The organism is Acinetobacter larvae (genome assembly GCF_001704115.1).
Lineage (GTDB): Bacteria > Pseudomonadota > Gammaproteobacteria > Pseudomonadales > Moraxellaceae > Acinetobacter > Acinetobacter larvae.
The window spans coordinates 82,600-109,597 of sequence record NZ_CP016895.1 but is presented as its reverse complement, the minus strand read 5'-3'; the positions used below and the strand labels follow the sequence as shown (position 1 = coordinate 109,597).

The window sequence follows — 26,998 nt, the reverse complement described above, 5'->3', positions numbered from 1 at the left end:
TTCAGAATTAGCGCTACACTAGATTAATCAATATCATTTTTTCATTCAACCAAATAGCTTAGAGGTGGCCGCTTATGTCGCAACTCAACGTCGATCCACAAGAAATTGCCAAATTTGAGGCCCTCGCAAGCTTATGGTGGGATCAGAATGCTGAATTCCGTCCATTACACCAGATTAACCCATTGCGTCTCAATTGGATCGATGACAAATCCGGTGGCATCCAAGGCAAAAAAGTTTTAGATGTCGGCTGTGGCGGTGGAATCTTAGCAGAGAGCATGGCACGACGTGGTGCAGAAGTACTGGGTATCGATATGGGTGAAGCACCACTTAACGTTGCACGCTTACATGCAGAACAAGAGAATGTACATCATATTGAGTACCGTCAGATTCCTGTAGAACAGCTCGCAGAACAGCAGGCAGGACAATATGACGTTGTCACTTGCATGGAAATGTTGGAGCATGTACCCGACCCGGCATCGATTATTCTAGCTTGCCAAAAACTCGCCAAACCCGGCGGACATGTTTTTTTCTCCACCATTAACCGTAATCCGAAAGCTTATTTATTTGCCATTATTGGTGCTGAATATGTCTTGCGCTTATTAAAACGTGGCACACACGATTATCATAAATTTATTAAACCTGCTGAACTGGCACATGATATACGCGCAGCACAACTCACCCTCAAAGATATGACTGGTCTACATTATAACCCACTAACCAAACATTATTGGTTGGGCGCAAATGTCGACGTCAACTATATGGTATATACACAAAAAGAGGCATCGGCATGACTGTGCAAGCAGTATTATTTGATTTAGATGGTACCCTGATCGACACGGCTGCTGACTTTATTCGCATCATTCAAGAAATGTGTCGTCAGGCACAGCGTCCCGTGGTCGATGCCGCACACATTCGGAGCCAAGTCTCTGAAGGTGCCCGTGCCATGGTGCAATTGGTCTATCCAGAGCTGGCAAGTGATGATCCAGTCTTTCTGGCTCACCGTCAGCGCTTTTTAGATATTTATGCCGAAAACATCGCTGTTGATACTCGTCTGTTTGCAGGCATGGATGAATTACTGCTGCAATTGGAGGCAGCACAAATTCCCTGGGGAATCGTCACCAATAAACCCCGTGCGCTCAGTGAATCTTTACTCAAAGCCTTGGCACTCGAGCAACGCTGTGCCGTTCTGGTCTGCCCCGAAGACGTACAGCATACCAAGCCTGACCCAGAACCGATGTATTTGGCTGCGAAACAATTGCAATTAGACAGTCAACATATTATTTATGTCGGTGACCATCCACGTGATATCGATGCTGGTCGCAATGCTCACATGTATACCATTTTAGCTGCCTATGGTTATTTGCCCGCAGCCTATCGAGATGACTTGGCAGCGTGGCATGCCGATGCAATTATTGATAGTGTTGCTGATTTACAAAAACTTTTAAATAGTCGCCTCGCACACCACGCAACACGAGCATATTCTTTATAAATCCTAATAACCCGAATAACCCCAAATAACAATGATGATCTGGAGGTCTTGTTATGAAATTTTCCGAGTATCAACCGCGTTCAGATTTACTTAAAGACAAGATTATTTTAATTACTGGTGCAGGTGATGGGATCGGTCGTGCAGCGGCAATTAGCTATGCCCTACATGGTGCGACGGTTGTCTTACATGGACGCACCTTAAATAAGCTTGAGGTGATCTATGATGAGATTGAAGGCTTAGGTGCGCCGCAACCAGCCATTTTACCCTTACAACTTTCAACCGCGACAGCACGCGACTATGAGCTGTTACGCAATACCTTACAGCAACAATTTGGTCGCCTAGATGGTATTTTACATAATGCAGGTATTCTGGGTGAACGCACTGAACTAGCACATTATAACAGTGAGCTATGGGATGACGTCATCGCCGTTAACTTACGTGCCCCCTTTGTGCTCACCCAAGAGTTATTGCCTTTATTGCAGCAGGCTGAACAAGCTTCTGTGGTCTTTACCAGTTCCGGCGTTGGTCGCGAAGCTCGGGCACGTTGGGGGGCTTATTCTGTATCAAAATTTGCTTTGGAAGCGATGAGCAAAATTTTCGCCCTCGAAAATACCTACCCGAATATTCGATACAATTGTATTAATCCAGGCGGCACACGGACGGCCATGCGCGCCTCGGCATTTCCAGAAGAAGATCCTAAAACACTGCCTACACCAGAACACATTATGCCCGCATATTTATATCTGATGGGCGAAGACAGTGCTCATCTCAATGGAGAAAGCATCAATGCGCAAGATTAAATGCATCGTAAAATAATTATAATTTTACGATAAACTTGCAGCGTACTACTGCCTATGCGCTGCAATTTTTATATAATAGGTCGACACTTTATACTGACTTTTAATAATTAAATCATGTAGATCATCTACAAGTTCTTCATTTAGATACACAAATATCTTCATTGTTTCTCTGCATTTAACGGGTAGATTAGTAACGTGAAAAAATATAAATTGAGTCCAAGAGGGTAAACTATGCAAAAGCTCTACGCGATTTTAGCGCTGATGTTTTCGCTATGCCTAGTGCATCAAGTTGCCAATGCAAACCCTCGTCATTATGGTGGGCCTAACGATTATAAACGTGACGCGACTGGCTATAGATTTCAAAATCTAGCCAATGAAAATAATGACGATGATAGCATGCAGCAAAGACGTCGTGAACGAGAACAACGTGGCTTAAGACGCTTGCAACAACATAAATGGCAAGCTGGTTATGTGATGCCACAACATTATCGAAGCGACAGTTATAAGGTAGATTATCGTGGTACCAATCTGCCCAAGCCTGCACGAAATCAACAATGGTATAAAGTCAACAATGACTATATTTTAGTTGATTCGGAAACCAATAATATTATTCAAATTATGGAATATTAATGTCCCTAGATGCGTCATATACAATATAGACTCGACTTCCTAGCCATACCCAATCCTAAACGCGATGCTAATTCGTATGTGTCAGCCCTGATCGCATGCAGCATTTGGTAGGCTATTTCACATTTTTTGACTAGAATAATCAAATGACAAGCGCGAGTAGAGCGCTTGTTCCATTTCGCATATTGCATGAGGTCAAATCACGTGGAAACATCGCATAGCTCCCAACCTTACGTCCATTGGTTTCGTCATTCTGCGCCATATATCAACGCGCATCGCAACAAAACCATGGTGTTAATGTTTGCGGGTGAGGCGATTCTGGATGCAAATTTTAAGAATATTATTCACGATATCGCCTTACTGCACTCACTCGGTATTCGTCTGGTGCTAGTATATGGTGCACGTCCACAGATCAATACGCACTTGCAACAAAAAGGCATTAACAGTCCATTTCATGGCAGTCACCGCATTACCACACGAGAATCTCTAGACTGTGTCATTCATGCGGTTGGTGCTATTCGACTGCAAATTGAGGCATTATTGTCTATGGGCTTGGCAAACTCGCCAATGCATGGTGCACGCATCGATACCGTTTCTGGAAATTTTGTCACCGCAAAACCGTATGGCATTCGTGATGGGATTGATTTTCAACTGACCGGTGAAATTCGCAATCTAGATATCGAAGCGATGCAACAACACCTCAATCATCATAATATTCTATTGCTGGGACCGATTGGCTACTCCACGACCGGAGAAATTTTTAATGTCTTAGCAGAAGAAGTCGCCACCAAAGCTGCGATCGCCTTACAAGCAGATAAGCTGATTTTCTTGGGTAACCAACAAGGACTAATGGATGAACACGGTAAACTGATTCGAGAACTTTCCCCACAGCAATTAGATCAGCAAATCGATAAATACCGCGATTCAAATCCAGATATCGCCCTCTATTTACACAATGCTAAGCATGCCTGCCTACAAGGTATTCATCGTGTTCACCTATTGTCTTATCACTACGATGGTGCCTTACTCGAAGAACTGTTTACGCGCGATGGTATAGGTACCATGATCAGTGATGCCCATTATGAAGATATTCGCATGGCACAGATCGATGATGTCGGCGGACTCATGAACTTACTACGCCCATTGGAACAACAAGGTATTTTGGTTTATCGCTCTCGAGAACGCTTAGAAAATGAAATAGAACAATTTGCCGTGATTGAGCGCGATGGCACTATTTTGGCATGCGCTGCGTTATATCCCATTCCAACGGGCAGCGGCGAAACCTTACAATCTGCCGAAATTGCCTGTGTGGCAGTGCATCCAAGCTATCGCAAATCCAATCGTGGCAGTCAAATCTTACACTTCCTCGAACAAAAAGCCGCCCAACAAGGCATTGCACAATTATTTGTATTGACCACACGTACTGCGCATTGGTTTATTGAACATGGCTTTCATACGGCGAGTGTTGATGATTTACCTGCTGCGCGCCAAGCCATGTATAACTTCCAACGTAACTCAATGGTCTTTAAAAAGTTAATTTCATCATCTCCGCTATAGCTTATTTTTTGCTAATGAATGCAGATTTTGATGATATTGAGATAAATACTTGAGCAATAACAAAATTGTAGTTATTGCTCAACATCTCACAAAATAAAAGCTATATCATTCATTTCTAATAATATATTAAAGATAATCCCTACGACCTTTAGATGAACTAGCCATGTGATTTCAGCATATTTAGTGATATCTACAGCATTTTTAATTTTATCTTTTTTTCTGCTGACTAAAGCCTAAAAACTTATTTTTTTGTTCTGAAAAAGACGATTAGCGTAATGGTCTATTCCATTCACGATCATCTCATTGAGGACATTATGCATACGCGTATTCACTTTGCCGGGAGAACCCAAAAACCGATCAGCAGCTCTTCAGCAAAACGAATCCTCGTTGGTTTGAGTATGTCCGGTGCATTGTTCCTGAGCGCGTGTGAACAAAAACAACAACACACTACTTTAAATATTGGCTATCAAAAATATGGTGTTTTACCCATCGTCAAAGCCCGTGGTGAACTCGATCAAGCACTCAAAGCCCAAGGTGTTGAGGTCAAATGGATTGAGTTTCCCGCAGGTCCGCAGTTACTCGAAGGGCTCAATGTCGGTAGTGTCGTCTTGGGTGAAGCAGGAGAAGCCCCTCCAATCTTTGCACAAGCCGCCAATCCAAACTTAATTTATCTCGCCAACCAGCCTGCCGCACCCTTTGCAGAAGCGATTATCGTGCCTAAAAACTCCACCATTCAGTCGGTAAAAGATCTAAAAGGCAAACGTGTGGTTCTCAATAAAGGCTCCAATGTACATTATTTACTGCTTAAAGTATTGGAAGCCAATCAACTCAGTTTGGATGATATCGAAGTGGTGTATCTGCCGCCAGCAGATGCCCGTGCCGCCTTTGAAAAAGGTGCAGTAGATGCTTGGGCAATCTGGGACCCATTCTTTGCCGCAGCTGAACAACAGTTAGGTGCAAAAGTCCTTGCCACTGGCGATAAAGTCGTCAGCAACCACCAATTCTATTTGGCTGATCGTAATTTTGTCCAACAACATCCACAAGTATTTAAGACCGTCATTCAGTCCTTAGATACCACCACACAATGGCTACAACACAATCAAGATGCCGCAGCTGAACTGATGCAAAAGCCTACCGGTTTAGCACCGAGTATTTTAAAAGCCGCAACAGCAAGAATGGGCTTTGGCGTGCAAATCATTAGCCCAACCGTGATTGAGCAGCAACAGGCTGTTGCCGATGCATTCTATCAGCAAAAGTTAATTCCTAAACCACTCAATATCCATAGTGCCGTATTAACCGATAAAGATGCCGCAGCACTCAGCCCTTAAGCCCAGACTTAAAAACATTAAAGCGCAAGCATAAAGAAAATTGAATGAAGGAAGTCATGATGAAAATTTTTTGGTTCATTCCCACCCATGGTGATAGCCGCTATTTAGGCACCAGCAAAGGCGCACGCACTGTAGATCATAGCTATATGAAACAGATTGCCATCGCTGCGGATCAGCTGGGCTATGAAGGCGTATTGATTCCAACAGGAAGATCATGCGAAGACCCTTGGATCAGTGCTGCCAGCCTCATCGATGCCACCACACGACTGAAATTTTTAGTGGCACTGCGTCCTGGTGTTACTACGCCAGCATTGGCCGCGCGTATGGCAGCAACATTCGACCGTTTATCTGGTGGGCGCGTACTGCTGAATTTGGTCACAGGTGGTGATGAACAAGAACTGCAAGGAGATGGCGTTTACGAAGACCATGCGACACGCTATAAAACAGCAGCAGAATATCTGACCATTTGGCGTGAGATTCTTCGTCGCTCACATGAGGGAGAAGACTTTAGTTTTCATGGTGAAAGTTTAAGTGTCGATCATGCCAAACTCTTATATCCACCCATACAAAAACCCTATCCACCGCTTTGGTTTGGTGGATCGTCTGAAGATGCGATTGCTTTAGCTGCAGACCAAGTTGATACCTATCTCAGCTGGGGTGAACCACCTGCTGCGGTCAAAGAAAAAATCCAGCGTGTCAAAGATGCCGCAGCAGCCAAAGGTCGACGTCTCAACTATGGTATTCGACTTCATGTCATTGTTCGTGAAACAGCACAACAAGCTTGGCAAGCTGCTGAAGAGCTCATTCAATATATAGATGACGATACCATTGCCATTGCGCAACAGAAATTTAAGCAAATGGATTCTGTCGGGCAACGGCGTATGGCTGAGCTCCATAATGGTGACCGTAGTAAATTGGAGGTTTCACCAAACTTATGGGCAGGTGTGGGCTTAGTGCGTGGAGGTGCGGGAACGGCCCTGGTTGGTGATCCTGCAACAGTCGCAGCACGGATTCAAGAATATGCAGACCTCGGCATTGATACTTTTATTTTCTCCGGTTATCCACATTTGGAAGAAGCCATCCGCTTTGCTGAATTGGTTTTCCCTTTACTTCCCCTGACCTTACAGGAAAAACTGAGTCAACCACATCTAACGGGTCCGTTTGGAGAAATTGTTGCCAATAACTATACCCCTCCTAAAACGACAGTGACAGCAGAGGTAGTTTCGGAGACAACATGAAAACAGCCCGCCATGCAACCAATCTCAATGTGGTTTCACGTGGAGTCAAACACAGTTTAACTGTTTTGACGCCTTGGCTCGTTCCGCTTTTACTCTTGATCATTTGGCAAAGTTGCTCAAGCCTGGGGCTGCTACAGAGTCGCGTATTACCTGCACCATCCAGCGTCGCCATTGCCTTTTGGGATCTCCTTAAAAGTGGTGAGTTATGGCGCCATGTGCAAGTCAGTTTAGGTCGAGCCTTATTGGGATTATGCGTTGGTGGCGGGCTGGGCTTAGTACTTGGCTTACTAAACGGCTCCTCTAAAATTGCCTCCAATTTACTCGACACCACCCTGCAAATGATTCGTAACATACCGGCTTTAGCATTGATTCCATTAGTGATTCTATGGTTTGGTATCGATGAAACTGCCAAGTTATTTCTGGTTGCAGTAGGCGTGTTTTTTCCAATTTATATCAATACCTATCATGGCATACGCGCAGTTGATCCACAGCTCATCGAAATGGGAAAAAGCTACGGTCTCAATCCATGGCAACTTTATAAAAATATCATTTTACCGGCCGCGCTGCCCTCCATCCTCGTTGGGCTACGTTTTGCTTTAGGCTTAGTTTGGGTATTACTCATTGTGGCAGAAACCATTTCAGCACAATCAGGTATCGGTTATATGACCATGAATGCACGAGAATTTCTTCAGACCGATGTGGTGCTGGTCGGAATCTTGTTATATGCATTATTGGGCAAAATCGCAGATGTACTGGCTGCCTATTTAGAACGGCGCTTATTACGCTGGCATTCAGCTTATCAAACGGGTGATTAATAATGACTTATCTCACGCTCAATCCTTATCTACATCAGCATCGCGCGCTCCCTCGGCAAATTGTTGAAAATGAAGATGCGATAGGCGCCTCCATACAGCTTAAACAGCTCAGTAAACACTATGGCGAACTCACGGTATTAGATCAACTTGATCTCAACATTCAAGCTGGAGAATTTGTTGCTATTGTTGGTAAAAGTGGCTGTGGTAAAAGCACCTTACTCCGACTAATCGCGGGCTTAGAACAACAAAGCCAAGGCAATATTGATTTTGCACAGCATAGTCACCAAGACGATGTTTCTGCCCAGCAACATGCTAGTCGTCACAACTTACGGGTGATGTTTCAAAACCCAAGGCTATTGCCATGGCAAAGTGTTATTGAAAATATCAGACTTGGTCTCGCCACAACGCAATTTTCTCAAGCTGAACAGCTTTTAAAGCATATTGGTCTCGCCGAAAAAGCCCAGCATTGGCCAGCGCAATTATCTGGTGGTCAACAACAACGGGTTGCACTCGCGCGTGCTTTGGCGCATCGTCCCCAAATTCTATTACTCGATGAACCCTTAGGTGCTTTAGATGCACTTACCCGTTTAGAAATGCAAAAACTCATTGAAAAACTGTGGTTAGAAAAAGGCTTTACGGCATTATTGGTTACCCATGATGTAACTGAAGCAGTGCTATTAGCAGACCGTATCATATTCCTGGATCAAGGAAAAATATTGCAGCAATTTCATATCAATTTAGCAAGACCACGTGTCAAAAATCATGATTTTGTTGAAATCGAACAAAATGTTTTAAATGCCATACTCAATCATTAAAACAGGGACATATCTTTTAATAAACAGGTTATTTAAACATTATCTTCGACTCAATATAGTAATAGCTAAAATATCCATGTTAATAGACATGCATTTAGGTTTTTTGGAGCTATCTGTTATTTTTTAGCCTTAAGCGACTCTCAAATACAGGTTCAAGAACAATTATGTTGAAGCAACTGCAAATTTTGACAATTCACCTTACTTGATCAAAAAATACAAATCTTCCTATTTTTTAAATACCTAGCTATTCTAAGCACAAATTTTAACAATAGAATTTACCTTTAAGCGTTAGAATTTCGTGCTTCAAAATATCTCCCAGATGTAATATTATGCAATTGACATGATATTTATTTTAATAATTTCTACACTTTTAATGACTTAACACCAGTATAACTTCATAATTAAATAAACCATTTCACTTGGTTTTGCTTTTAAGTAAAATTAAAATCAACTGTGCAAAAACAATTCAAAAAATAAAAAATACCTTATAGAATCTATACCTTTCAATTCAGTTCAAATTTAATCAATAATAAAGCCTACCATTCGATAAGTTTAACTAAACAGTACAGCAAGGAATATCACCAGAAATAAGCATTTAAGCTGTCAACAAACGCAAAAATATACCGTACAATTTAGCCACCCTTACTAACTGTCACGATATGCAATGGAACAAAAAAAGAGTACTCAAAAAAGACACCAACTCCTTGCCGCAGCTCTGGATGTTTTTTCTCAATATGGATTTAATGGGGCGAGCCTCGATGAAATTGCTCGACTTGCAGAAATGCATAAATCTAATATTTTTTATTATTACGCCAACAAAGAAGCATTATATGTAGAAGTACTCACTTCTGTAATGCAAAAATGGTTAACCCCCTTACAAACCCTAGAACCTGACTGCGAACCAACAGAAGCAATTGCACAATACTTAATAACGAAAATCGATGTTGCCATTACTGAACCCAAAGCTTCAAAACTTTTTGCTTTAGAAATTATTCAAGGTGCACCACATATTTTATCTATCTTAAAAGGCCCACTTAAAAAATTATTTAAACGTAAAGCCAAAGTTATTTTAACTTGGCAAGAACAAGGCAAAATCTCTAAAGAAATTGATCCAGAATTATTAATTATCAATATATGGGGTATTACACAAAACTATGCAGACTTTACCACGCAAATTGAAATTTTAATGGGAAAATCTTTACGCAGCCGCCACATTTACCAACGCAGTGTACAACATACTGTACACCTTCTTTTATACGGTATTTTACCGCGATAAAACCATGGGTATCTTCAGGTTATACCGCATATCATTTGGCTTACGACCATAGCAAAACTATGGTCGCCAGATCCTACATACAGACCGACCTAAGCAACTATCATCATGCTGTCATACAACTAAAAAATATCTAAAAGTCAATCTGTTGCACAGTTTAATGCCCCCCTATTGCAACTGTCTTAATCCCCGCGTAGTCCTTGCTTAACCCTTGTTTTACTCTTGTTTTACTCTTGGTTTGCATCCTGCATCGTTCTGCGTCATGTAAATAAAAATCAGTTCATATCTTTTTTAGCGTTTAAAAACACAACAACAAGACGTAAAGCTTAGATTATGGCAATATATCAACTCTTCGATATTTAGTTTTTATGGAAATCATGAAGCTGTTACGCCTAAATGCTTTATCCCCCAATAAACAATTGCCAAAAACTGCAGTGACCATTGGTAATTTTGATGGCATCCATCTTGGACATCAAGCCATGATTTCACAGCTAAAATCCATTGCTGCCGCACAGCAGCTACAATCAGTGGTGATGATTTTTGAACCACAACCCTTAGAATTTTTTAAGGGTTATGATGCACCACCACGTATTAGCTCTTTGCGTGAGAAAGTAACATATCTCAAAACACTCGGTGTCGATTATGTGGTCATTGCAAAATTTGATCATCATTTGCGCAGTATGAGTGCACAAGACTTTGCCGATCTTTTAAAATATCGACTCAATGCGCAATGTTTAGTACTCGGTGATGATTTTCATTTTGGTAAAAATCGTCAGGGTAATAGTGAATTTTTAAAACAATATGGCTTTGAAGTCATTCATCTTAACACCGTGCAATATGCAGGCGAACGGGTCAGTTCAACCCGTATTCGACACGTTTTGCAACAAGGTGACTTACAGCTGGCTGCGCAACTGCTAGGTCGCCCTTATAGCATGATCGGACGCGTCGGCTATGGCGATCAAATTGGTCGTGAACTCAACTTCCCCACCATCAATGTGGCGATGAGTCGTCATAGACCATGTCTAAAAGGAATTTATGGCGTTGAAGTGGTCTGTGAAAGTGCGGATTTTCCGCAGCTTCTCACCCAACAAAATACCGCATTAAAAGGAATAAAAGGCTACCAAAACAATAGTTTATTTGGAGCAGCCAATGTTGGAACACGACCATCAATAGAACAGCAACAGCCAGAATGGCGATTAGAAGTACATTTTCCTGAACTTTCTGCTAATCTGTATGGTTTATTGATGCGGGTGACTTTCCTCAACTACCTACATGGTGAACTGAATTATCCGTCACTAGAGGCACTCAAGACTGGAATTGCAGGTGATGTCGTGGAACTGATTGAGTTTCGTAAAACAACACCGAACTCTCCTGTTTAATTTAAACTTTAATATGAAACGCGTCAGCACGAGCTGATTTATTTGGATGACAACTTGCATGAGCGATAAGCAAAATTCTGACAATGCAGTGGACTACAAAGCCACCCTCAACCTCCCAGGTACCGACTTTGCCATGAAGGCTAACCTTGCGGTGCGTGAAATTAAATGGTTAGAACAGTGGTATGCCGACAACATTTATCAGCAAATTCGTGCTTCGCGTATTGGTAAGAAAAAATATATTTTGCACGATGGCCCTCCTTATGCCAATGGCACACTACATTTAGGTCACGTTGTTAATAAAGTACTAAAAGACATTATTGTAAAAAGCAAAACGTTAGATGGCTATGATGCACCTTATGTTCCTGGCTGGGACTGTCATGGCTTACCAATCGAGCTAAAAGTAGAAGAAAAAGTTGGTAAAGTTGGTGTCAACCTTGATGCTTCTGCTTTTCGTAAAGCTTGTCGTGAATATGCTTATACGCAAATTGATATCCAAAAGAAAGACTTCATCCGTATGGGTGTATTGGGCGATTGGGACAATCCCTATCTAACCATGAACTATAAACAAGAAGCTGATATTGTCCGTAGTCTAGGTGAAATCCAAAAAGCTGGTCATGTACAACCGGGGCTAAAACCGGTGAACTGGTGCTTAGACTGTGGCTCATCATTGGCGGAAGCTGAGGTTGAATACCAAGATAAAACATCCGATGCAATTGATGTTGGTTTTGCCATCGTCAATTTGGCAGACTTGTCACAACGTATTGATGCGAACATTAGCCACCCAACTGATATCGTCATCTGGACCACAACGCCATGGACGTTACCAGCCAACCAAGCGGTCTCAGTACATCCTGAAATTGACTATCAAGTTGTACAAGTACAAACCGATACGGGTTTACGTAATTTGCTTTTGGCCAAGGATCTTGTTGCCAGCGCATGTGAACGTTATCAGTTGGAAAATCCTGTGGTATTAGCCGACTTTAAAGGTCAGGCATTAGAACACTTACAATTACAACATCCTTTAATTGCAACACGCCAAGTACCCGTTATTTTAGGTGAGCACGTCACGGCTGACAGTGGTACCGGTGCGGTTCACACAGCGCCAGGTCATGGTGTAGATGACTATAAAGTAGGCTTACAATATCAATTATTGGTCGACAATCCAGTGGGCGGTAATGGTGTTTATTTAGAAACGTCACCTATTTTTGCTGGTGAACACATCTATAAAGCCAATCCTAAAATTATTGCCGCATTGACGGACAGCCAAAAGCTATGGGCACATGCTAAAATTCGCCATAGCTACCCACATTGCTGGCGTCATAAAACCCCCATTATCTTCCGTGCCACACCGCAATGGTTTATTAGCATGGATGCGCAAGGCTTACGCCAAAAAGCGCTCGATGCCATTGAAAATGACATTCAATTTGTACCCGATTGGGGTAAAAACCGTATTCAAGCCATGATCGAAGGTCGCCCAGACTGGTGTATTTCTCGACAACGGACTTGGGGTGTGCCAATCCCCTTCTTTGTACACAAAGATACCAATGCGCTACATCCACGCACCAATGAGCTCCTCGAACAAGTTGCTCAGCTCATTGAGCAAGAAGGCATTGATGCCTGGTATAACCGCAGTGCAGAAGATTTCTTGGGTGAAGAAGCAGCACAATACAACTGTGTACGCGACACTTTAGATGTCTGGTTTGACTCTGGCACCACCCATTATGCAGTATTACAACAGCGTCCAGAACTGGCAGCACCTGCTGATTTGTATTTGGAAGGATCTGATCAACACCGCGGCTGGTTCCAATCTTCTTTGCTGACCTCTATCGCGATTAATGGTAAAGCCCCTTATAAGTCTTTATTGACACATGGTTTCACCGTTGATGAAAAAGGTCATAAGCTGTCTAAATCGCTCGGTAACTTTATTCCACTAGAAGACATCATTAAGCAACTCGGTGCGGATGGTTTACGCCTTTATGTTGCCTCTAGCGATTATCGCTATGAAATTGCGGCAAGTAAGGAAATCTTTAACCGCGTCAGTGATAGTTATCGTCGTATTCGTAATACCTTACGTTTCTTATTGGCCAACCTCAATGGTTTCCAACCCAGTCGTGATGTATTGCCAGTAAATGAACTGGTTGCACTGGATCAATATATCTTGCAGCGCACTGCAGAAGTACAAAAAACCATCCAACAAGCCTATACCGATATGAATTTTCACGTTGCTTGCAGCGCGATTACCAATTTCTGTATTAATGACTTAGGTGGTTTCTACCTCGATATTATTAAAGATCGCCAATACACCAGTAAAGCAGATTCACAAGCACGTCGTTCAGCACAAACTGCCTTGTATCACATCGTACAAGCATTTGTCCGTTGGATTAGTCCGATCCTAAGCTTTACCGCACAAGAAGCTTGGCCACTGATTCCAGAACAACAACAAGCCTATGTCTTTACCAGCTACTGGTATGAACTTCCGACAATCAGTCAAAGCAATGCCATTTCCGAACAAGATTGGCAAACCCTTATTGCAATTAAATCTGCAGTAAATAAACAAATTGAGGTTGCTCGGGCGGCTAAACTGATTGGTGGTAACCTTTCTGCGAAATTAGAACTGTGGGTAAAACCTGAACTCAAGCAAGTACTCAATCAACTTGATGATGAACTACGCTTTGTCTTAATCACCTCTGAGGCAATCGTGCATGATGATGCAGAACAAGGTGAAGTAACTGAAATTGATGGTTTACGTGTAAAAGTATCGGCAGCAGCAGGTGAAAAATGCGTTCGTTGCTGGCATGTACTACCCGATGTAAATACCCACGCTGAGCATCCAGGTCTTTGTCAACGTTGTATTGTCAACGTCACAGGCAGTGGCGAAGTGAGAAAATATGCCTAATTCTCAACAGAATAAAAAAGCTTGGCAGTTTTATCCGGCGAACTTACTTTGGTTAGGGCTGAGCGCCCTAGCCATTGTGCTAGATCAGTGGACAAAATGGATTGCCAATACGCATTTGAACTATGCAGAACCTATTGCTGTAATGCCCTTTTTAAATTGGACACTACTTTATAACTATGGTGCTGCATTTAGTTTCTTATCCGATGCAGGTGGCTGGCAGCGCTATTTCTTTACTGGGCTAGCCAGCTTAGTTTCTATTATTTTTATTATTTGGCTCATGAGAATGCCGAAGAAGCTGATTATTCTTCCAATGGCAATTGCTTTGATTATCGGCGGTGCCGTAGGTAACTTAATTGACCGTATTGTTTTGGGTCACGTCGTCGATTTTATCCATGTGTATTACAATAATAGCCACTTTCCAGCATTTAACTTGGCCGATAGCGCAATTACACTAGGGACTATTTTATTGATCATTGACACTTTCTTCTTAGAGAAGAAACGTGTTCAAAATGCGGAAGCACAACATGACTGAAATTATTCAACCCAATGAAGAAATACGGATTAGTGAAGGTTCTCAAGTCGAATTACATTTTTCGGTTGCCATCGAAAATGGTGCTGAAATAGATAATAGTCGTAGTCGTGAAGCACCTGTGAGCTTAGTGATTGGTGATGGTAATTTACTGCCAGGATTTGAAAAATCTTTAATTGGTTTACGTGCTGGCGACCGTCGTACCGTCAGTCTTCCTCCTGAAGAAGCTTTTGGTCCGTGGAATCCAGAAAATATACAAACATTTGATACCGTTAAATTTGAGCAACGTCCAATCGTTGGTCATATGATCGAGTTTGAAGACAAAGCCAAATCCAGCTTATTTGGTGTAGTCAAATCAGTCACAGATGATGTTACCGAGATCGATTTTAATCACCCTTTAGCTGGGCGTAATATTAGCTTTGAAGTAGAAATCTTTAAAGTAACCCCTGCTGGACAGCAAGGTATTCAATTAAAATAGTATCTTTGATATACACTACAATCTGTTTATATCAAGAATCTCCATGCAAATACTACCCGCTTTCTTGAAAGTCAGTGGTATTTGCAAGCCCTCTCCTCTCACTGAAATAGAAAATAATACAATTAGCTCAAATTAATCAGATCATACTGATCGATATACCCATACAATTACACAAATATTATCAATTTCAAGTTTGTATATCCTTTTCTCTTTTGTTTTAATAAAACTTGTATTAAAAATAATCGAAAAAAGATGCCCTCTATTTACCAATTAAAACCAGCTTTTCAAAACTTATTGCGACCTTTTGTTTCATGGCTTTTCAATAAAGGCATTAGCGCCAATCAAATAACCTTATTGGCAATGTTTATTTCTCTAGCCATTAGCCTATTTATCTATCAATATTTTGCCGTACATAGTGCCAATTATATTTTACTTATTTATCCATTGTGGATGCTATTACGCATGGCTTTTAATGCCATCGATGGCATGTTGGCACGTGAGTTCCATCAACAGTCAAAACTTGGGGCATATTATAATGAACTCTGCGATGTTATTGCCGACACCGCTTTATTCAGCTGTTTAATTGTTTTTAATCTAGTTGAAGCAAAAATTTTATTGTTGATGATCTTTCTTTCTATTCTCAGCGAATACACAGGTGTTATGGCACCACTGATTGGTCAAGAACGCCGCTATGATGGTCCTATGGGCAAAAGTGACCGAGCATTTTGGAGCAGTGTATTGATCATTATTTTGATATTACAAAATTATTTTAACTTTGCAGAGAACTATTCTAGCTATGTCATCAATGCTATTTTAACGATCATCTGTTTACTGTTAATTCTGACAATTTATAACCGTATAAAAAATAGTATTTCACAGGCGAATAATCATGCATAACAACTCTTCATCTCATTTTACAAGCTTTGATGGCAGCACATTATATTATCAACATTGGGCGAGCAGCCAAAATAGTCAACCGAAAAAAGCGATTGTGTTATTTCATCGCGGACATGAACACTCAGGACGTGTAGCCCATCTGGTCGATGAACTTAATTTTCCAGAGTTTGATTTTTTTGCTTGGGATGCACGTGGTCATGGGCATTCACCTGGAGCACGTGGTGATGCGCCAAGTTTTTCTGCGTGTGTCAAAGATATTCAATATTTTATGCAGCATATTGAACAACACTATGCGATTAGCAGTGAAAATATCGCCATTATTGCCCAAAGTGTTGGGGCTGTTTTGGCGGCAACATGGGTGCATGATTATGCACCAAAATTGCGTGCATTATGCCTCGCAGCTCCAGCTTTTGATATTAAGTTATATGTGCCATTTGCAGAAATAGGATTACGCGCATTCAGTAAGATTAAGACTAACTTTTTTATTCAAAGTTATGTCAAAGCCAAAATGTTAACCCATGATCACGCTCGTTCTAGCAGCTATGATCAAGATCCCTTAATTGCACGTGCTATTTCAGCACGTGTTTTATTGGGTTTATACGATGCCTCAAAACGTATTGTACAAGATGCTTATCATCTCTATGTGCCGACCCAAGTCTTAAGTTCAGGTCGTGATTTTGTGGTTTTCCAAAAACCTCAAAAACAATTCTATGAAAGACTACCCCACCCCAAAAAAGAATTTCATGTCTTAGAAGGTTTCTATCATGATACCTTAGGAGAATTAGATCGCGATATTGCACTACAAAAGATTCATCGTTTTATCCAGCAATGTTTTGATGAACCTTATCAAGCACCACAATTATTAAATGCCGATAAAATTGGCTTGAGCTGCGCTGTAGCAGAAACATTAAGTACCCCATTCCCAGCACATTCCATCAAAAATAAAATCTGGCAACAAATTAAAGCAAACCTTAAATTTGCCAGTCGCTTTTCAACAGGTATCAAAATTGGAGAAGATACAGGTTACGATTCTGGTAGTACGCTAGACTTTGTATACCGCAATCAACCGGAAAGCACTCAACTGTTGGGTAAAATAATCGATCAACAATATTTAAATGCGATCGGCTGGCGCGGTATCCGTATTCGTAAACAGCATATTGAACAGCTGCTCATAAAATATATTGAGAAACTCCGTCAACAACAACACGCTATTCATATCATGGATATTGCAGCAGGTCATGGGCGTTATATTTTAAATACCATCAGTCAGCTCCCTGAACGCCCGAGTTCAATTTTATTACGCGATTATAGTGCACTCAATGTAACTGCTGGTCAAAAGTTAATCCATAACTTAGAGCTCGAAGATATTGCCCAATTTATTCAGGCAGATGCTTTTGATCAAGCCTCTTTAGCAGCGACAACACCACAACCGACAATCGTCGTTGTTTCTGGTTTATATGAGTTATTTAATGAGAATGCACAAATTTTAAAATCTCTTGAGGGTATATATCAGGCCATGCAACACGGTGGATATTTAATATATACCGGTCAAATTTGGCATCCACAGCAAGAGTTTATTGCACGTGCACTGACCTCACACCGCGCAGGCTCGGCATGGGTTATGCGCTTACGTGCACAAGCAGAAATGGATGCCTTGGTAGAGCATGTAGGTTTTAAAAAAGTAGATCAGTGTATTGATGAATTTGGGATATTTACAGTATCCGTCGCGCAAAAACTTGAATGACGCTTCGCTATAGCTCTAATCTAATTCATCGAGTTAAAAACTGCTGACCTATGTAATGGATATGTTTGCAGTTCTACTGAACGATAAGCCAATATTTAAAATGAAGAAAGCTTAAATCTAATACCAATATAATGGAAGCATTGCATGAGCATAAATGCATTACAACAACCAGATAAAGAACATGGCACGTGGAAACGAGGTATTGTTGTCTTATTTTTTCTTGTACCATTGTTTTTTATGAGTTATGGCTTTGCTAACGCTTATGCAAGCTATCTGAGTTTCGTACCGAGTATCGTATTTGCTTGGGAACAGCATATTCCGTTATGGGCATGGAGCATTGTGCCTTACTGGTCAATCGATCTGTTTTATGCTTTATCTTTATTATTGTGTTGGAATACGTTTGAACTAAAACAGCAAACTTTAAGATTACTTTGTGCTCAAGTGATTAGTATTAGCTGTTTCTTATTATTCCCCTTAAAATTTTCATTTGAAAGACCTGAATTATCAGGTTTCTTCGGCTTCTGGTTTGATCTATTGATGGGCTTTGATAAGCCATTTAATCAAGCACCATCTTTACATATTGTGCTATTGGTGATTTTATGGGATTTTTACCGTCGTCATAGTAAAGGTGCATGGAAATATCTCGTAGACTTCTGGTCTATACTGATAGCTATCTCTGTATTAACCACATGGCAACACCATTTTATTGATATTCCAACAGGAATTATTGTTGGTGCTTTTTGCCTATGGTTATTTCCAGTAGCAACTGTTTCTCCATTTAAAAATTCTATTCAAAAGCGCAATTCAAAACATGTTAAATTGGCAGCTTATTATCTATTCACAGCAGCTATGCTGTGCATAATCGCCTTATATTTTAAGAACACGGCATTATGGTTGCTCTACCCAGCATTCAGCTTATTGCTAGTTTCATTCGCATATCTATTGGTTAAACCGAATTTTTTCCAAAAACAAGCCAATGGAAAAATGACCAACGCAGCCCTTATTTTATTTGCACCCTATATTGTTATTGCTTGGTTAAATAGCCGACTATGGACGTTAAAACATCAAGAAGATTGCTTTGTTATACATTATCAAGACCAAGAGATATATTTAGGTCGTCTACCCAGTCAAAAAAATAGACAAAATTATCAGGCATTATTTGATTGCTGTGCCGAACTAGCGTGTCATTCACTTCAATCACAGTATCAAGCTTATACCAGTCTAGATCTAATACCTTTAGAACAACAACAGCTTCAACAAGCAGTTGTAAAATTCGATTTGTTATGGCAACAACTTCAAGATCAAAATCAATCTGGTGCTAAGCTATTAATCTTTTGCGCATTAGGATACTCTAGAAGCACTGCCATATTGGCAGCTTGGTTACTGAAGAATGGTGTGGTGAATACTGTCGAAGACGCGATGTGCTTAATCAAAGCGCAACGTCCTTGGGTCGTATTAAAAGAGCAACAAATACAACAACTCAAGCTCTATTCACTGCATTTAGCCTGAGCAATAATATGACAATCAAGTTTATCGTTCTAGCAAAATTACTCCGCTTAAATCAGTCGTTATTATTGGCAGGATACTGTTTTTTATTTTTTAGCTTATTTATTGTCATTGAACAATATACACGCTCATTTTCCAGCTTTATCTTTTGTATATTGCTAACGTTCTGTGGTTTAACACATCACTATATTTCAATTCGAGTTAATTTCGATGCAAAATTATTAGATTATTTTGCTCAAAAATCAAACTCAAAAAACATTGAAAATCTTACGGCACAACTCGATGATAGTCTAATGGCCTTTAAGCTAATGCCAACAACCAAAACAAACCGTAATTGGGATATACGTTTGAGCAATTGTATAAAATTGCTCAAAATACAGTTTTTAATATTCGCCATGCAAGTTTCTTTATTTTTAATAACATTATTTCTTTTGTTCTTGGATGGCTCTTGAAGTCACAATAAAAAAACCGCAAATAATATTTAATTTAACGATCAAAGCATTTAAAGCTATATAGAAAACTCATTTTAAATGATATATTTTAGATAAACCAATATAACATCTAGATAAATTTAAATATTTCTATACAGCTTTAAAATATATCATTAAATATTTCAATAGCGTTTATAAGGTAAAAATTTACCAGACATAGTTATTTTAACACGATCACCATTAGGATCAGATTCACGCTGTAAATTCATATTAAAATCTATTGCACTCATAATACCATCACCAAACTCCTCATGAATTAAAGCTTTAAATGTTGATCCATATACATTAACTAATTCATAAAATCGATAGATTAGAGGATCTGTCGGTACTGCAGCATCTAAACTTCCCTTATACGGCACGATCTGCAACCATGCTATAGCTTCATCACTTAAATCAAATAATGCACCAATCTGCTCTGCTTCATCTTTATTTAATGCCATTTGACCTAAACAAGCGGCTGTTAGCCATTCTTTTGATAGACCTAATCGTTGTGCAACATCAGACCACTTCATATTTTTTTTAATCTTCGCCGCAATCATTAAATCTGTTACTTCTTTACGTGTTGTAATCATATCTATTCTCTTTCTTAAAAATTGAAAATTATATTAGCTTATAAAGTTTTTTTGAGCAGCTGTCTTAACGTGAGTCGTATACAGTGTAAGACCTGTCAATATCAATCCACCGATTAGATTGCCCAAAACCACAGGAATTTCATTCCATAATAAATAATCAAGTATAGAAAACTGCCCGCCCATCATCATGGCAAATGGAAACAAAAACATATTCACAATAGAATGCTCAAATCCCATAGAGAAAAACAACATAACTGGCATCCACATTGCAATAAACTTCCCACTCACCGTTGTTGAAATCATGGCACCAATGACGCCAAGTGAAACCATCCAATTACATAATACTCCCCGAATAAAGATCGTTATCCAACCCGCAATGCCATAATTTTTATAACCTATTGTTCTATTTTCACCAATGTGGGCGATGCTTTGCCCGACTTTATCAGGCTGAGTTGAAAATCCATAGGTATACACGACTGCCATAAGCAGTGCGACAGTCAATGCTCCTGCAAAATTACCAATAAATACCTGCCCCCAATGTTTTAATATACGTAAAAGCGTTACGCCGGGACGACGATCAATCCAAGCCAAAGGTGTGAGCACAAATACGCCTGTCAATAAATCATAGCCAAGTAGATACAGCATACAAAATCCTACAGGAAAAAGTAGTGCACCAATTAATGGATAAGTTGTTTGAATAGCGATAGTAACTGCGAAAACTGCTGCCAAAGCAAGAATAGCGCCAGCCATAAATGCACGAATGAATACATCCCGTGAGTGCATATAAATCTTTGCTGCACCAATATCAACTGCTTTTTTGGAGAAGTCTTCTGGTTTGATATAGGACATCTGCTTTCCTTTATTTATTGTTATTAGAAAATATAGAAAAGCAAAATTCAAGCCAAAAAAAATCCCCCAAGTTTAACTTGGGGGATTTTAGAATTAATGAGCTGGCGATGACTTACTCTCACATGGGTAACCCCACACTACCATCAGCGCGAAGAGGTTTCACTTCTGAGTTCGGGAAGGGATCAGGTGGTTCACTCTTGCTATTGTCGCCAGCACAACTGTTTATGGTGATTTCTGGTCTGATCTGAACATTTTTATTCAGTGCCATACTTTCTTAACCAAATGAGTTATTAACGGATTAGAACTGGGTCTGTATTGTAACTAGAATTTCACATGAATCAAGTAGATTTGATTTTAAATGAATCGAATGAGCTTTATACAACAACTGTTTGGGTGTTGTATAGTCAAGCCTCACGAGCAATTAGTATTGGTCAGCTTCACATGTCGCCATGCTTCCACATCCAACCTATCAACGTCGTAGTCTTCAACGGCTCTTTAGTGGAGATAAACTCCAAGGGAAATCTAATCTTGAGGTAGGCTTCCCGCTTAGATGCTTTCAGCGGTTATCCCTTCCGAACATAGCTACCCGGCGATGCGACTGGCGTCACAACCGGTACACCAGAGGTTCGTCCACTCTGGTCCTCTCGTACTAGGAGCAGATCCTCTCAAATTTCCAACGCCCACGGTAGATAGGGACCGAACTGTCTCACGACGTTCTAAACCCAGCTCGCGTACCTCTTTAAATGGCGAACAGCCATACCCTTGGGACCTGCTTCAGCCCCAGGATGAGATGAGCCGACATCGAGGTGCCAAACACCGCCGTCGATATGAACTCTTGGGCGGTATCAGCCTGTTATCCCCAGAGTACCTTTTATCCGTTGAGCGATGGCCCTTCCATACAGAACCACCGGATCACTAAGACCTACTTTCGTACCTGCTCGACTTGTTGGTCTCGCAGTTAAGCGCGCTTTTGCCTTTATACTCTACGCGTGATTTCCGACCACGCTGAGCGCACCTTCGTACTCCTCCGTTACTCTTTAGGAGGAGACCGCCCCAGTCAAACTACCCACCAGACATGGTCCTCGATCCCGATTAGGGACCAGAGTTAGAACCTCAACATTACCAGGGTGGTATTTCAAGGATGGCTCCATGGTAACTAGCGTCACCACTTCTAAGCCTCCCACCTATCCTACACAAGTAAGGTCAAAGTTCAATGTCAAGCTGCAGTAAAGGTTCACGGGGTCTTTCCGTCTAGCCGCGGGTACACTGCATCTTCACAGCGATTTCGATTTCACTGAGCCTCTGCTGGAGACAGCGCCGCCATCATTATGCCATTCGTGCAGGTCGGAACTTACCCGACAAGGAATTTCGCTACCTTAGGACCGTTATAGTTACGGCCGCCGTTTACTGGGGCTTCGATCAAGAGCTTCGCTTACGCTAACCCCATCAATTAACCTTCCAGCACCGGGCAGGCATCACACCCTATACGTCCACTTTCGTGTTTGCAGAGTGCTATGTTTTTAATAAACAGTTGCAGCGGCCTGGTTTCTGAGGCTGCCAACCGCTCATCCCGCGAGGGGAATCACCGTCAGCAGCGTACCTTCTCCCGAAGTTACGGTACCATTTTGCCTAGTTCCTTCAGCAGAGTTCTCTCAAGCGCTTTGGTCTACTCGACCTGACCACCTGTGTCGGTTTCGGGTACGATTCCTGTGTAACTGTAGCTTAGAGACTTTTCCTGGAAGCAGGGTATCAGCCACTTCGCTAGTAAACTAGCTTGCTATCGACTCTCAGCATAGAGCACCCCGGATTTGCCTAAGATGCATGCCTACTGTCTTCCACCTGGACAACCAACGCCAGGCTGACTTAACCTTCTCCGTCCTCTCATCGCATTACACAGAAGTATTGGAATATTAACCAATTTCCCATCGACTACGCCTCTCGGCCTCGCCTTAGGGGTCGACTCACCCAGCCCCGATTAACGTTGGACTGGAACCCTTGGTCTTTCAGCGAACGGGTTTTTCACCCGTTTTATCGTTACTCACGTCAGCATTCGCACTTCTGATACCTCCAGCAGACTTCTCAATCCACCTTCTTCGGCTTACAGAACGCTCCCCTACCACGTATACATAAGTATACATCCGCAGCTTCGGCACATAGTTTTAGCCCCGTTACATCTTCCGCGCAGGCCGACTCGACTAGTGAGCTATTACGCTTTCTTTAAAGGGTGGCTGCTTCTAAGCCAACCTCCTAGCTGTCTATGCCTTCCCACATCGTTTCCCACTTAACTATGATTTTGGGGCCTTAGCTGGCGGTCTGGATTGTTTTCCTCTTGACTACGGACGTTAGCACCCGCAGTCTGTCTCCCGGATAGTACTCATTGGTATTCGGAGTTTGCATCGGTTTGGTAAGTCGGGATGACCCCCTAGCCGAAACAGTGCTCTACCCCCAATGGTATTCGTCCGAGGCGCTACCTAAATAGCTTTCGGGGAGAACCAGCTATCACCGAGTTTGATTAGCCTTTCACCCCTATCCACAAGTCATCCCCCGGCTTTTCAACGACGGTGGGTTCGGTCCTCCAGTTAGTGTTACCCAACCTTCAACCTGCTCATGGATAGATCACCCGGTTTCGGGTCTATACCCAGCAACTAGACGCCCTATTAAGACTCGATTTCTCTACGGCTCCCCTATACGGTTAACCTCGCTACTGAATATAAGTCGCTGACCCATTATACAAAAGGTACGCAGTCACTCCAAAATGGAGCTCCCACTGCTTGTATGCATGCGGTTTCAGGATCTATTTCACTCCCCTCACAGGGGTTCTTTTCGCCTTTCCCTCACGGTACTGGTTCACTATCGGTCAGTCAGGAGTATTTAGCCTTGGAGGATGGTCCCCCCATATTCAGACAAGGTTTCACGTGCCTCGCCCTACTCGACATCATCATATTTGCTCTTTCGTGTACGGGAATATCACCCTCTACGTTTGCACTTCCCAGTGCATTCCACTAAAACAAATATGACTTAATGGGCTGTTCCCCGTTCGCTCGCCGCTACTCAGGGAATCTCAATTGATTTCTTTTCCTAAGGGTACTGAGATGTTTCACTTCCCCTCGTTCGCCTCAATAACCTATGTATTCAGTTATTGATACCTACCTTAAAGTAGGTGGGTTTCCCCATTCAGACATCGCCGGATCACAGGATATTTGCCGCCTCCCCGACGCTTTTCGCAGGCTATCACGTCTTTCTTCGCCTCTGACTGCCAAGGCATCCACCACATGCACTTAATTACTTGACTATACAACCCCAAACAGTCGCAAGCACCTACAAGGAGCACTAACAACATCGCAGTTCGAAGTTTCGTGTACTTAAACACTGTACAGCTTCAATCTAAATTCACATACCAAAACGCTTGATTCAGTGTTCATTTACTAGTTCTCAATTTGTCTTTTCAAACAAATCAAGTTGAACAATTTATTTCAGACTCAATTTCTAATCTGTTAATGATTTATCTTGCCTTCGTCAGGTCAAGATACTGTGATAAATCACAGAGGTTAAATATAATCAGCTCATGCCAATTCTTATTTAAACTCTATAATCGATCTTTCATTTTAGCTTTAAGCTTCTTTCTTAGCCTTACTCATCATAATGAGTGGTGGAGACTAGGAGAGTCGAACTCCTGACCTCCTGCGTGCAAAGCAGGCGCTCTACCAACTAAGCTAAGTCCCCAGCTTAAATCTACGAGATTATTTCGTATCTACTTTTCCGTCACCCTCTCACAAGATACCTTGCAAGCATAGTTAGTGGTGGGTCTGACAAGACTTGAACTTGTGACCCCACGCTTATCAAGCGTGTGCTCTAACCAACTGAGCTACAGACCCATCGTAGACACTGAAGAACAACTTGTTGTGGATTCTTACCAATCACTAATCTTTCGTTAAGGAGGTGATCCAGCCGCAGGTTCCCCTACGGCTACCTTGTTACGACTTCACCCCAGTCATTGGCCACACCGTGGTAAGCGGACTCCTTACGGTTATCCTACCTACTTCTGGTGCAACAAACTCCCATGGTGTGACGGGCGGTGTGTACAAGGCCCGGGAACGTATTCACCGCGGCATTCTGATCCGCGATTACTAGCGATTCCGACTTCATGGAGTCGAGTTGCAGACTCCAATCCGGACTACGATCGGCTTTTTGAGATTAGCATCCTATCGCTAGGTAGCAACCCTTTGTACCGACCATTGTAGCACGTGTGTAGCCCTGGCCGTAAGGGCCATGATGACTTGACGTCGTCCCCGCCTTCCTCCAGTTTGTCACTGGCAGTATCCTTAAAGTTCCCATCCGAAATGCTGGCAAGTAAGGAAAAGGGTTGCGCTCGTTGCGGGACTTAACCCAACATCTCACGACACGAGCTGACGACAGCCATGCAGCACCTGTATGTGAATTCCCGAAGGCACCAATCTATCTCTAGATCGTTCTCACTATGTCAAGGCCAGGTAAGGTTCTTCGCGTTGCATCGAATTAAACCACATGCTCCACCGCTTGTGCGGGCCCCCGTCAATTCATTTGAGTTTTAGTCTTGCGACCGTACTCCCCAGGCGGTCTACTTATCGCGTTAGCTGCGCCACTAAAGCCTCAAAGGCCCCAACGGCTAGTAGACATCGTTTACAGCATGGACTACCAGGGTATCTAATCCTGTTTGCTCCCCATGCTTTCGTACCTCAGCGTCAGTATTAGGCCAGAAGGCTGCCTTCGCCATCGGTATTCCTCCAGATCTCTACGCATTTCACCGCTACACCTGGAATTCTACCTTCCTCTCCCATACTCTAGCCACCCAGTATCGAATGCAATTCCCAAGTTAAGCTCGGGGATTTCACATTTGACTTAAATGGCCGCCTACGCACGCTTTACGCCCAGTAAATCCGATTAACGCTCGCACCCTCTGTATTACCGCGGCTGCTGGCACAGAGTTAGCCGGTGCTTATTCTGCGAGTAACGTCCAATACACTTAGGTATTATCTAAGGTACTCTCCTCCTCGCTTAAAGTGCTTTACAACCATAAGGCCTTCTTCACACACGCGGCATGGCTGGATCAGGGTTCCCCCCATTGTCCAATATTCCCCACTGCTGCCTCCCGTAGGAGTCTGGGCCGTGTCTCAGTCCCAGTGTGGCGGATCATCCTCTCAGACCCGCTACAGATCGTCGCCTTGGTAGGCCTTTACCCCACCAACTAGCTAATCCGACTTAGGCTCATCCATTAACGCAAGGTCTTACGATCCCCTGCTTTCCCCCGTAGGGCGTATGCGGTATTAGCGCTCCTTTCGAAACGTTATCCCCCATTAATGGGCAGATTCCTAAGCTTTACTCACCCGTCCGCCGCTAGGTCCAGTACCGAAGCACCTTCCCCCGCTCGACTTGCATGTGTTAAGCCTGCCGCCAGCGTTCAATCTGAGCCATGATCAAACTCTTCAGTTAAAATCATTAGTGACTTAAGGTCACAATTCTGGCTCATCAATTACTGACAAAAAATTTGCTCAAATAAACTTCGAGTAATTCCTACCAATCAATCAATGATAATATTTTCGATCAATCAACCAGTAAAAATCCACACAAGTTGTTCTTCATAATCTCTTAATGATCTTCTTACTACTTCGTCAGGAGTAAGATCAACGCAATAAAAAACCCTTCAACTTAAGCCCAAGAGCTAAGTTGTTTAAGCTG

General features: G+C 42.1%; 19 protein-coding genes, 2 tRNA genes and 3 rRNA genes. 17 read left to right on the top strand and 7 right to left on the bottom strand.

Features of this window, described 5'->3' with window-relative positions; all coding sequences use genetic code 11:
- Window positions 1-74: 74 nt before the first annotated feature.
- The 17 genes from ubiG to BFG52_RS00375 all read left to right on the top strand — a co-directional run bounded on the left by ubiG (window position 75) and on the right by BFG52_RS00375 (window position 19,374).
- Window positions 75-791: a bifunctional 2-polyprenyl-6-hydroxyphenol methylase/3-demethylubiquinol 3-O-methyltransferase UbiG gene (gene ubiG / locus BFG52_RS00455; RefSeq protein WP_067551156.1), complete on the top strand. Its 717-nt coding sequence runs from the start codon at window positions 75-77 to the stop codon at window positions 789-791.
- Window positions 792-793: 2 nt separating this feature from the next.
- The gene (locus tag BFG52_RS00450) at window positions 794-1,489 is read left to right on the top strand and encodes an HAD family hydrolase (RefSeq protein WP_067558928.1); all 696 of its coding nucleotides are present in this window, start codon (window positions 794-796) and stop codon (window positions 1,487-1,489) included.
- Between the two features lie 53 nt (window positions 1,490-1,542).
- On the top strand, window positions 1,543-2,289 hold the full coding sequence (locus BFG52_RS00445; RefSeq protein WP_067551154.1) for a YciK family oxidoreductase: 747 nt from the start codon (window positions 1,543-1,545) through the stop codon (window positions 2,287-2,289).
- 231 nt (window positions 2,290-2,520) lie between these two features.
- A complete protein-coding gene (locus tag BFG52_RS00440) occupies window positions 2,521-2,919 on the top strand; it encodes an RcnB family protein (protein ID WP_067551152.1) in 399 nt (132 codons plus the stop codon).
- Between the two features lie 186 nt (window positions 2,920-3,105).
- Window positions 3,106-4,473, top strand: coding sequence for an amino-acid N-acetyltransferase (gene argA / locus BFG52_RS00435; protein WP_067551150.1), 1,368 nt, complete (start codon window positions 3,106-3,108; stop codon window positions 4,471-4,473).
- A gap of 314 nt (window positions 4,474-4,787) precedes the next feature.
- Window positions 4,788-5,801 (top strand): sulfonate ABC transporter substrate-binding protein, encoded by a 1,014-nt coding sequence (locus tag BFG52_RS00430; RefSeq protein WP_081408574.1) that lies wholly within the window; start codon window positions 4,788-4,790, stop codon window positions 5,799-5,801.
- 59 nt (window positions 5,802-5,860) lie between these two features.
- The gene (ssuD, locus tag BFG52_RS00425) at window positions 5,861-7,039 is read left to right on the top strand and encodes an FMNH2-dependent alkanesulfonate monooxygenase (protein ID WP_067551148.1); all 1,179 of its coding nucleotides are present in this window, start codon (window positions 5,861-5,863) and stop codon (window positions 7,037-7,039) included.
- Window positions 7,036-7,854 carry an aliphatic sulfonate ABC transporter permease SsuC gene (gene ssuC, locus BFG52_RS00420; RefSeq protein ID WP_067551146.1) on the top strand — a complete coding sequence of 273 codons (819 nt, stop codon included), beginning with the start codon at window positions 7,036-7,038 and terminating at the stop codon, window positions 7,852-7,854. Before ssuD ends, ssuC begins: the two co-directional genes overlap by 4 nt.
- Window positions 7,855-7,856: 2 nt before the next feature.
- Window positions 7,857-8,669, top strand: a complete 813-nt coding sequence (locus BFG52_RS00415) for an ABC transporter ATP-binding protein (protein ID WP_067551143.1) — start codon at window positions 7,857-7,859, stop codon at window positions 8,667-8,669.
- 664 nt (window positions 8,670-9,333) lie between these two features.
- Window positions 9,334-9,945: a TetR/AcrR family transcriptional regulator gene (locus tag BFG52_RS00410; RefSeq protein WP_067551141.1), complete on the top strand. Its 612-nt coding sequence runs from the start codon at window positions 9,334-9,336 to the stop codon at window positions 9,943-9,945.
- A 374-nt stretch (window positions 9,946-10,319) separates the two neighbouring features.
- Window positions 10,320-11,321 (top strand): riboflavin biosynthesis protein RibF, encoded by a 1,002-nt coding sequence (gene ribF, locus BFG52_RS00405; RefSeq protein WP_067551138.1) that lies wholly within the window; start codon window positions 10,320-10,322, stop codon window positions 11,319-11,321.
- A gap of 58 nt (window positions 11,322-11,379) precedes the next feature.
- On the top strand, window positions 11,380-14,217 hold the full coding sequence (gene ileS, locus BFG52_RS00400; RefSeq protein ID WP_067551135.1) for an isoleucine--tRNA ligase: 2,838 nt from the start codon (window positions 11,380-11,382) through the stop codon (window positions 14,215-14,217).
- On the top strand, window positions 14,210-14,749 hold the full coding sequence (lspA, locus tag BFG52_RS00395) for a signal peptidase II (RefSeq protein ID WP_067551132.1): 540 nt from the start codon (window positions 14,210-14,212) through the stop codon (window positions 14,747-14,749). The genes ileS and lspA overlap by 8 nt, the downstream gene beginning before the upstream one ends.
- Window positions 14,742-15,224, top strand: coding sequence for an FKBP-type peptidyl-prolyl cis-trans isomerase (locus BFG52_RS00390; RefSeq protein WP_067551129.1), 483 nt, complete (start codon window positions 14,742-14,744; stop codon window positions 15,222-15,224). Before lspA ends, BFG52_RS00390 begins: the two co-directional genes overlap by 8 nt.
- A 252-nt stretch (window positions 15,225-15,476) precedes the next feature.
- Window positions 15,477-16,121: a CDP-alcohol phosphatidyltransferase family protein gene (locus BFG52_RS00385; protein WP_067551126.1), complete on the top strand. Its 645-nt coding sequence runs from the start codon at window positions 15,477-15,479 to the stop codon at window positions 16,119-16,121.
- Window positions 16,114-17,865: a bifunctional alpha/beta hydrolase/class I SAM-dependent methyltransferase gene (locus BFG52_RS00380; protein WP_067551123.1), complete on the top strand. Its 1,752-nt coding sequence runs from the start codon at window positions 16,114-16,116 to the stop codon at window positions 17,863-17,865. The genes BFG52_RS00385 and BFG52_RS00380 overlap by 8 nt, the downstream gene beginning before the upstream one ends.
- 144 nt (window positions 17,866-18,009) lie before the next feature.
- Window positions 18,010-19,374 carry a phosphatase PAP2/dual specificity phosphatase family protein gene (locus BFG52_RS00375; RefSeq protein WP_067551120.1) on the top strand — a complete coding sequence of 455 codons (1,365 nt, stop codon included), beginning with the start codon at window positions 18,010-18,012 and terminating at the stop codon, window positions 19,372-19,374.
- A gap of 610 nt (window positions 19,375-19,984) precedes the next feature.
- On the opposite strand, the gene cynS is transcribed toward BFG52_RS00375, so the two are convergent.
- From cynS to BFG52_RS00335, 7 genes are all read right to left on the bottom strand, one after another.
- On the bottom strand, window positions 19,985-20,434 hold the full coding sequence (gene cynS / locus BFG52_RS00365; protein WP_067551114.1) for a cyanase: 450 nt from the start codon (window positions 20,432-20,434) through the stop codon (window positions 19,985-19,987).
- A gap of 33 nt (window positions 20,435-20,467) precedes the next feature.
- Complete coding sequence (locus tag BFG52_RS00360) at window positions 20,468-21,283, bottom strand: formate/nitrite transporter family protein (RefSeq protein ID WP_067551111.1); 816 nt, start codon at window positions 21,281-21,283, stop codon at window positions 20,468-20,470.
- Between the two features lie 99 nt (window positions 21,284-21,382).
- Window positions 21,383-21,497 (bottom strand): 5S ribosomal RNA (rrf, locus tag BFG52_RS00355).
- Window positions 21,498-21,683: 186 nt separating this feature from the next.
- Window positions 21,684-24,575, bottom strand: a 23S ribosomal RNA gene (locus tag BFG52_RS00350).
- 355 nt (window positions 24,576-24,930) lie between these two features.
- Window positions 24,931-25,006: transfer RNA gene (locus tag BFG52_RS00345), tRNA-Ala, on the bottom strand.
- 75 nt (window positions 25,007-25,081) lie between these two features.
- Window positions 25,082-25,158 (bottom strand) — tRNA-Ile (locus BFG52_RS00340).
- Window positions 25,159-25,215: 57 nt separating this feature from the next.
- A 16S ribosomal RNA gene (locus BFG52_RS00335) occupies window positions 25,216-26,752 on the bottom strand.
- Together the 16S, 23S and 5S rRNA genes with 2 tRNA genes alongside form the textbook arrangement of a ribosomal RNA operon.
- Window positions 26,753-26,998: the final 246 nt, after the last annotated feature.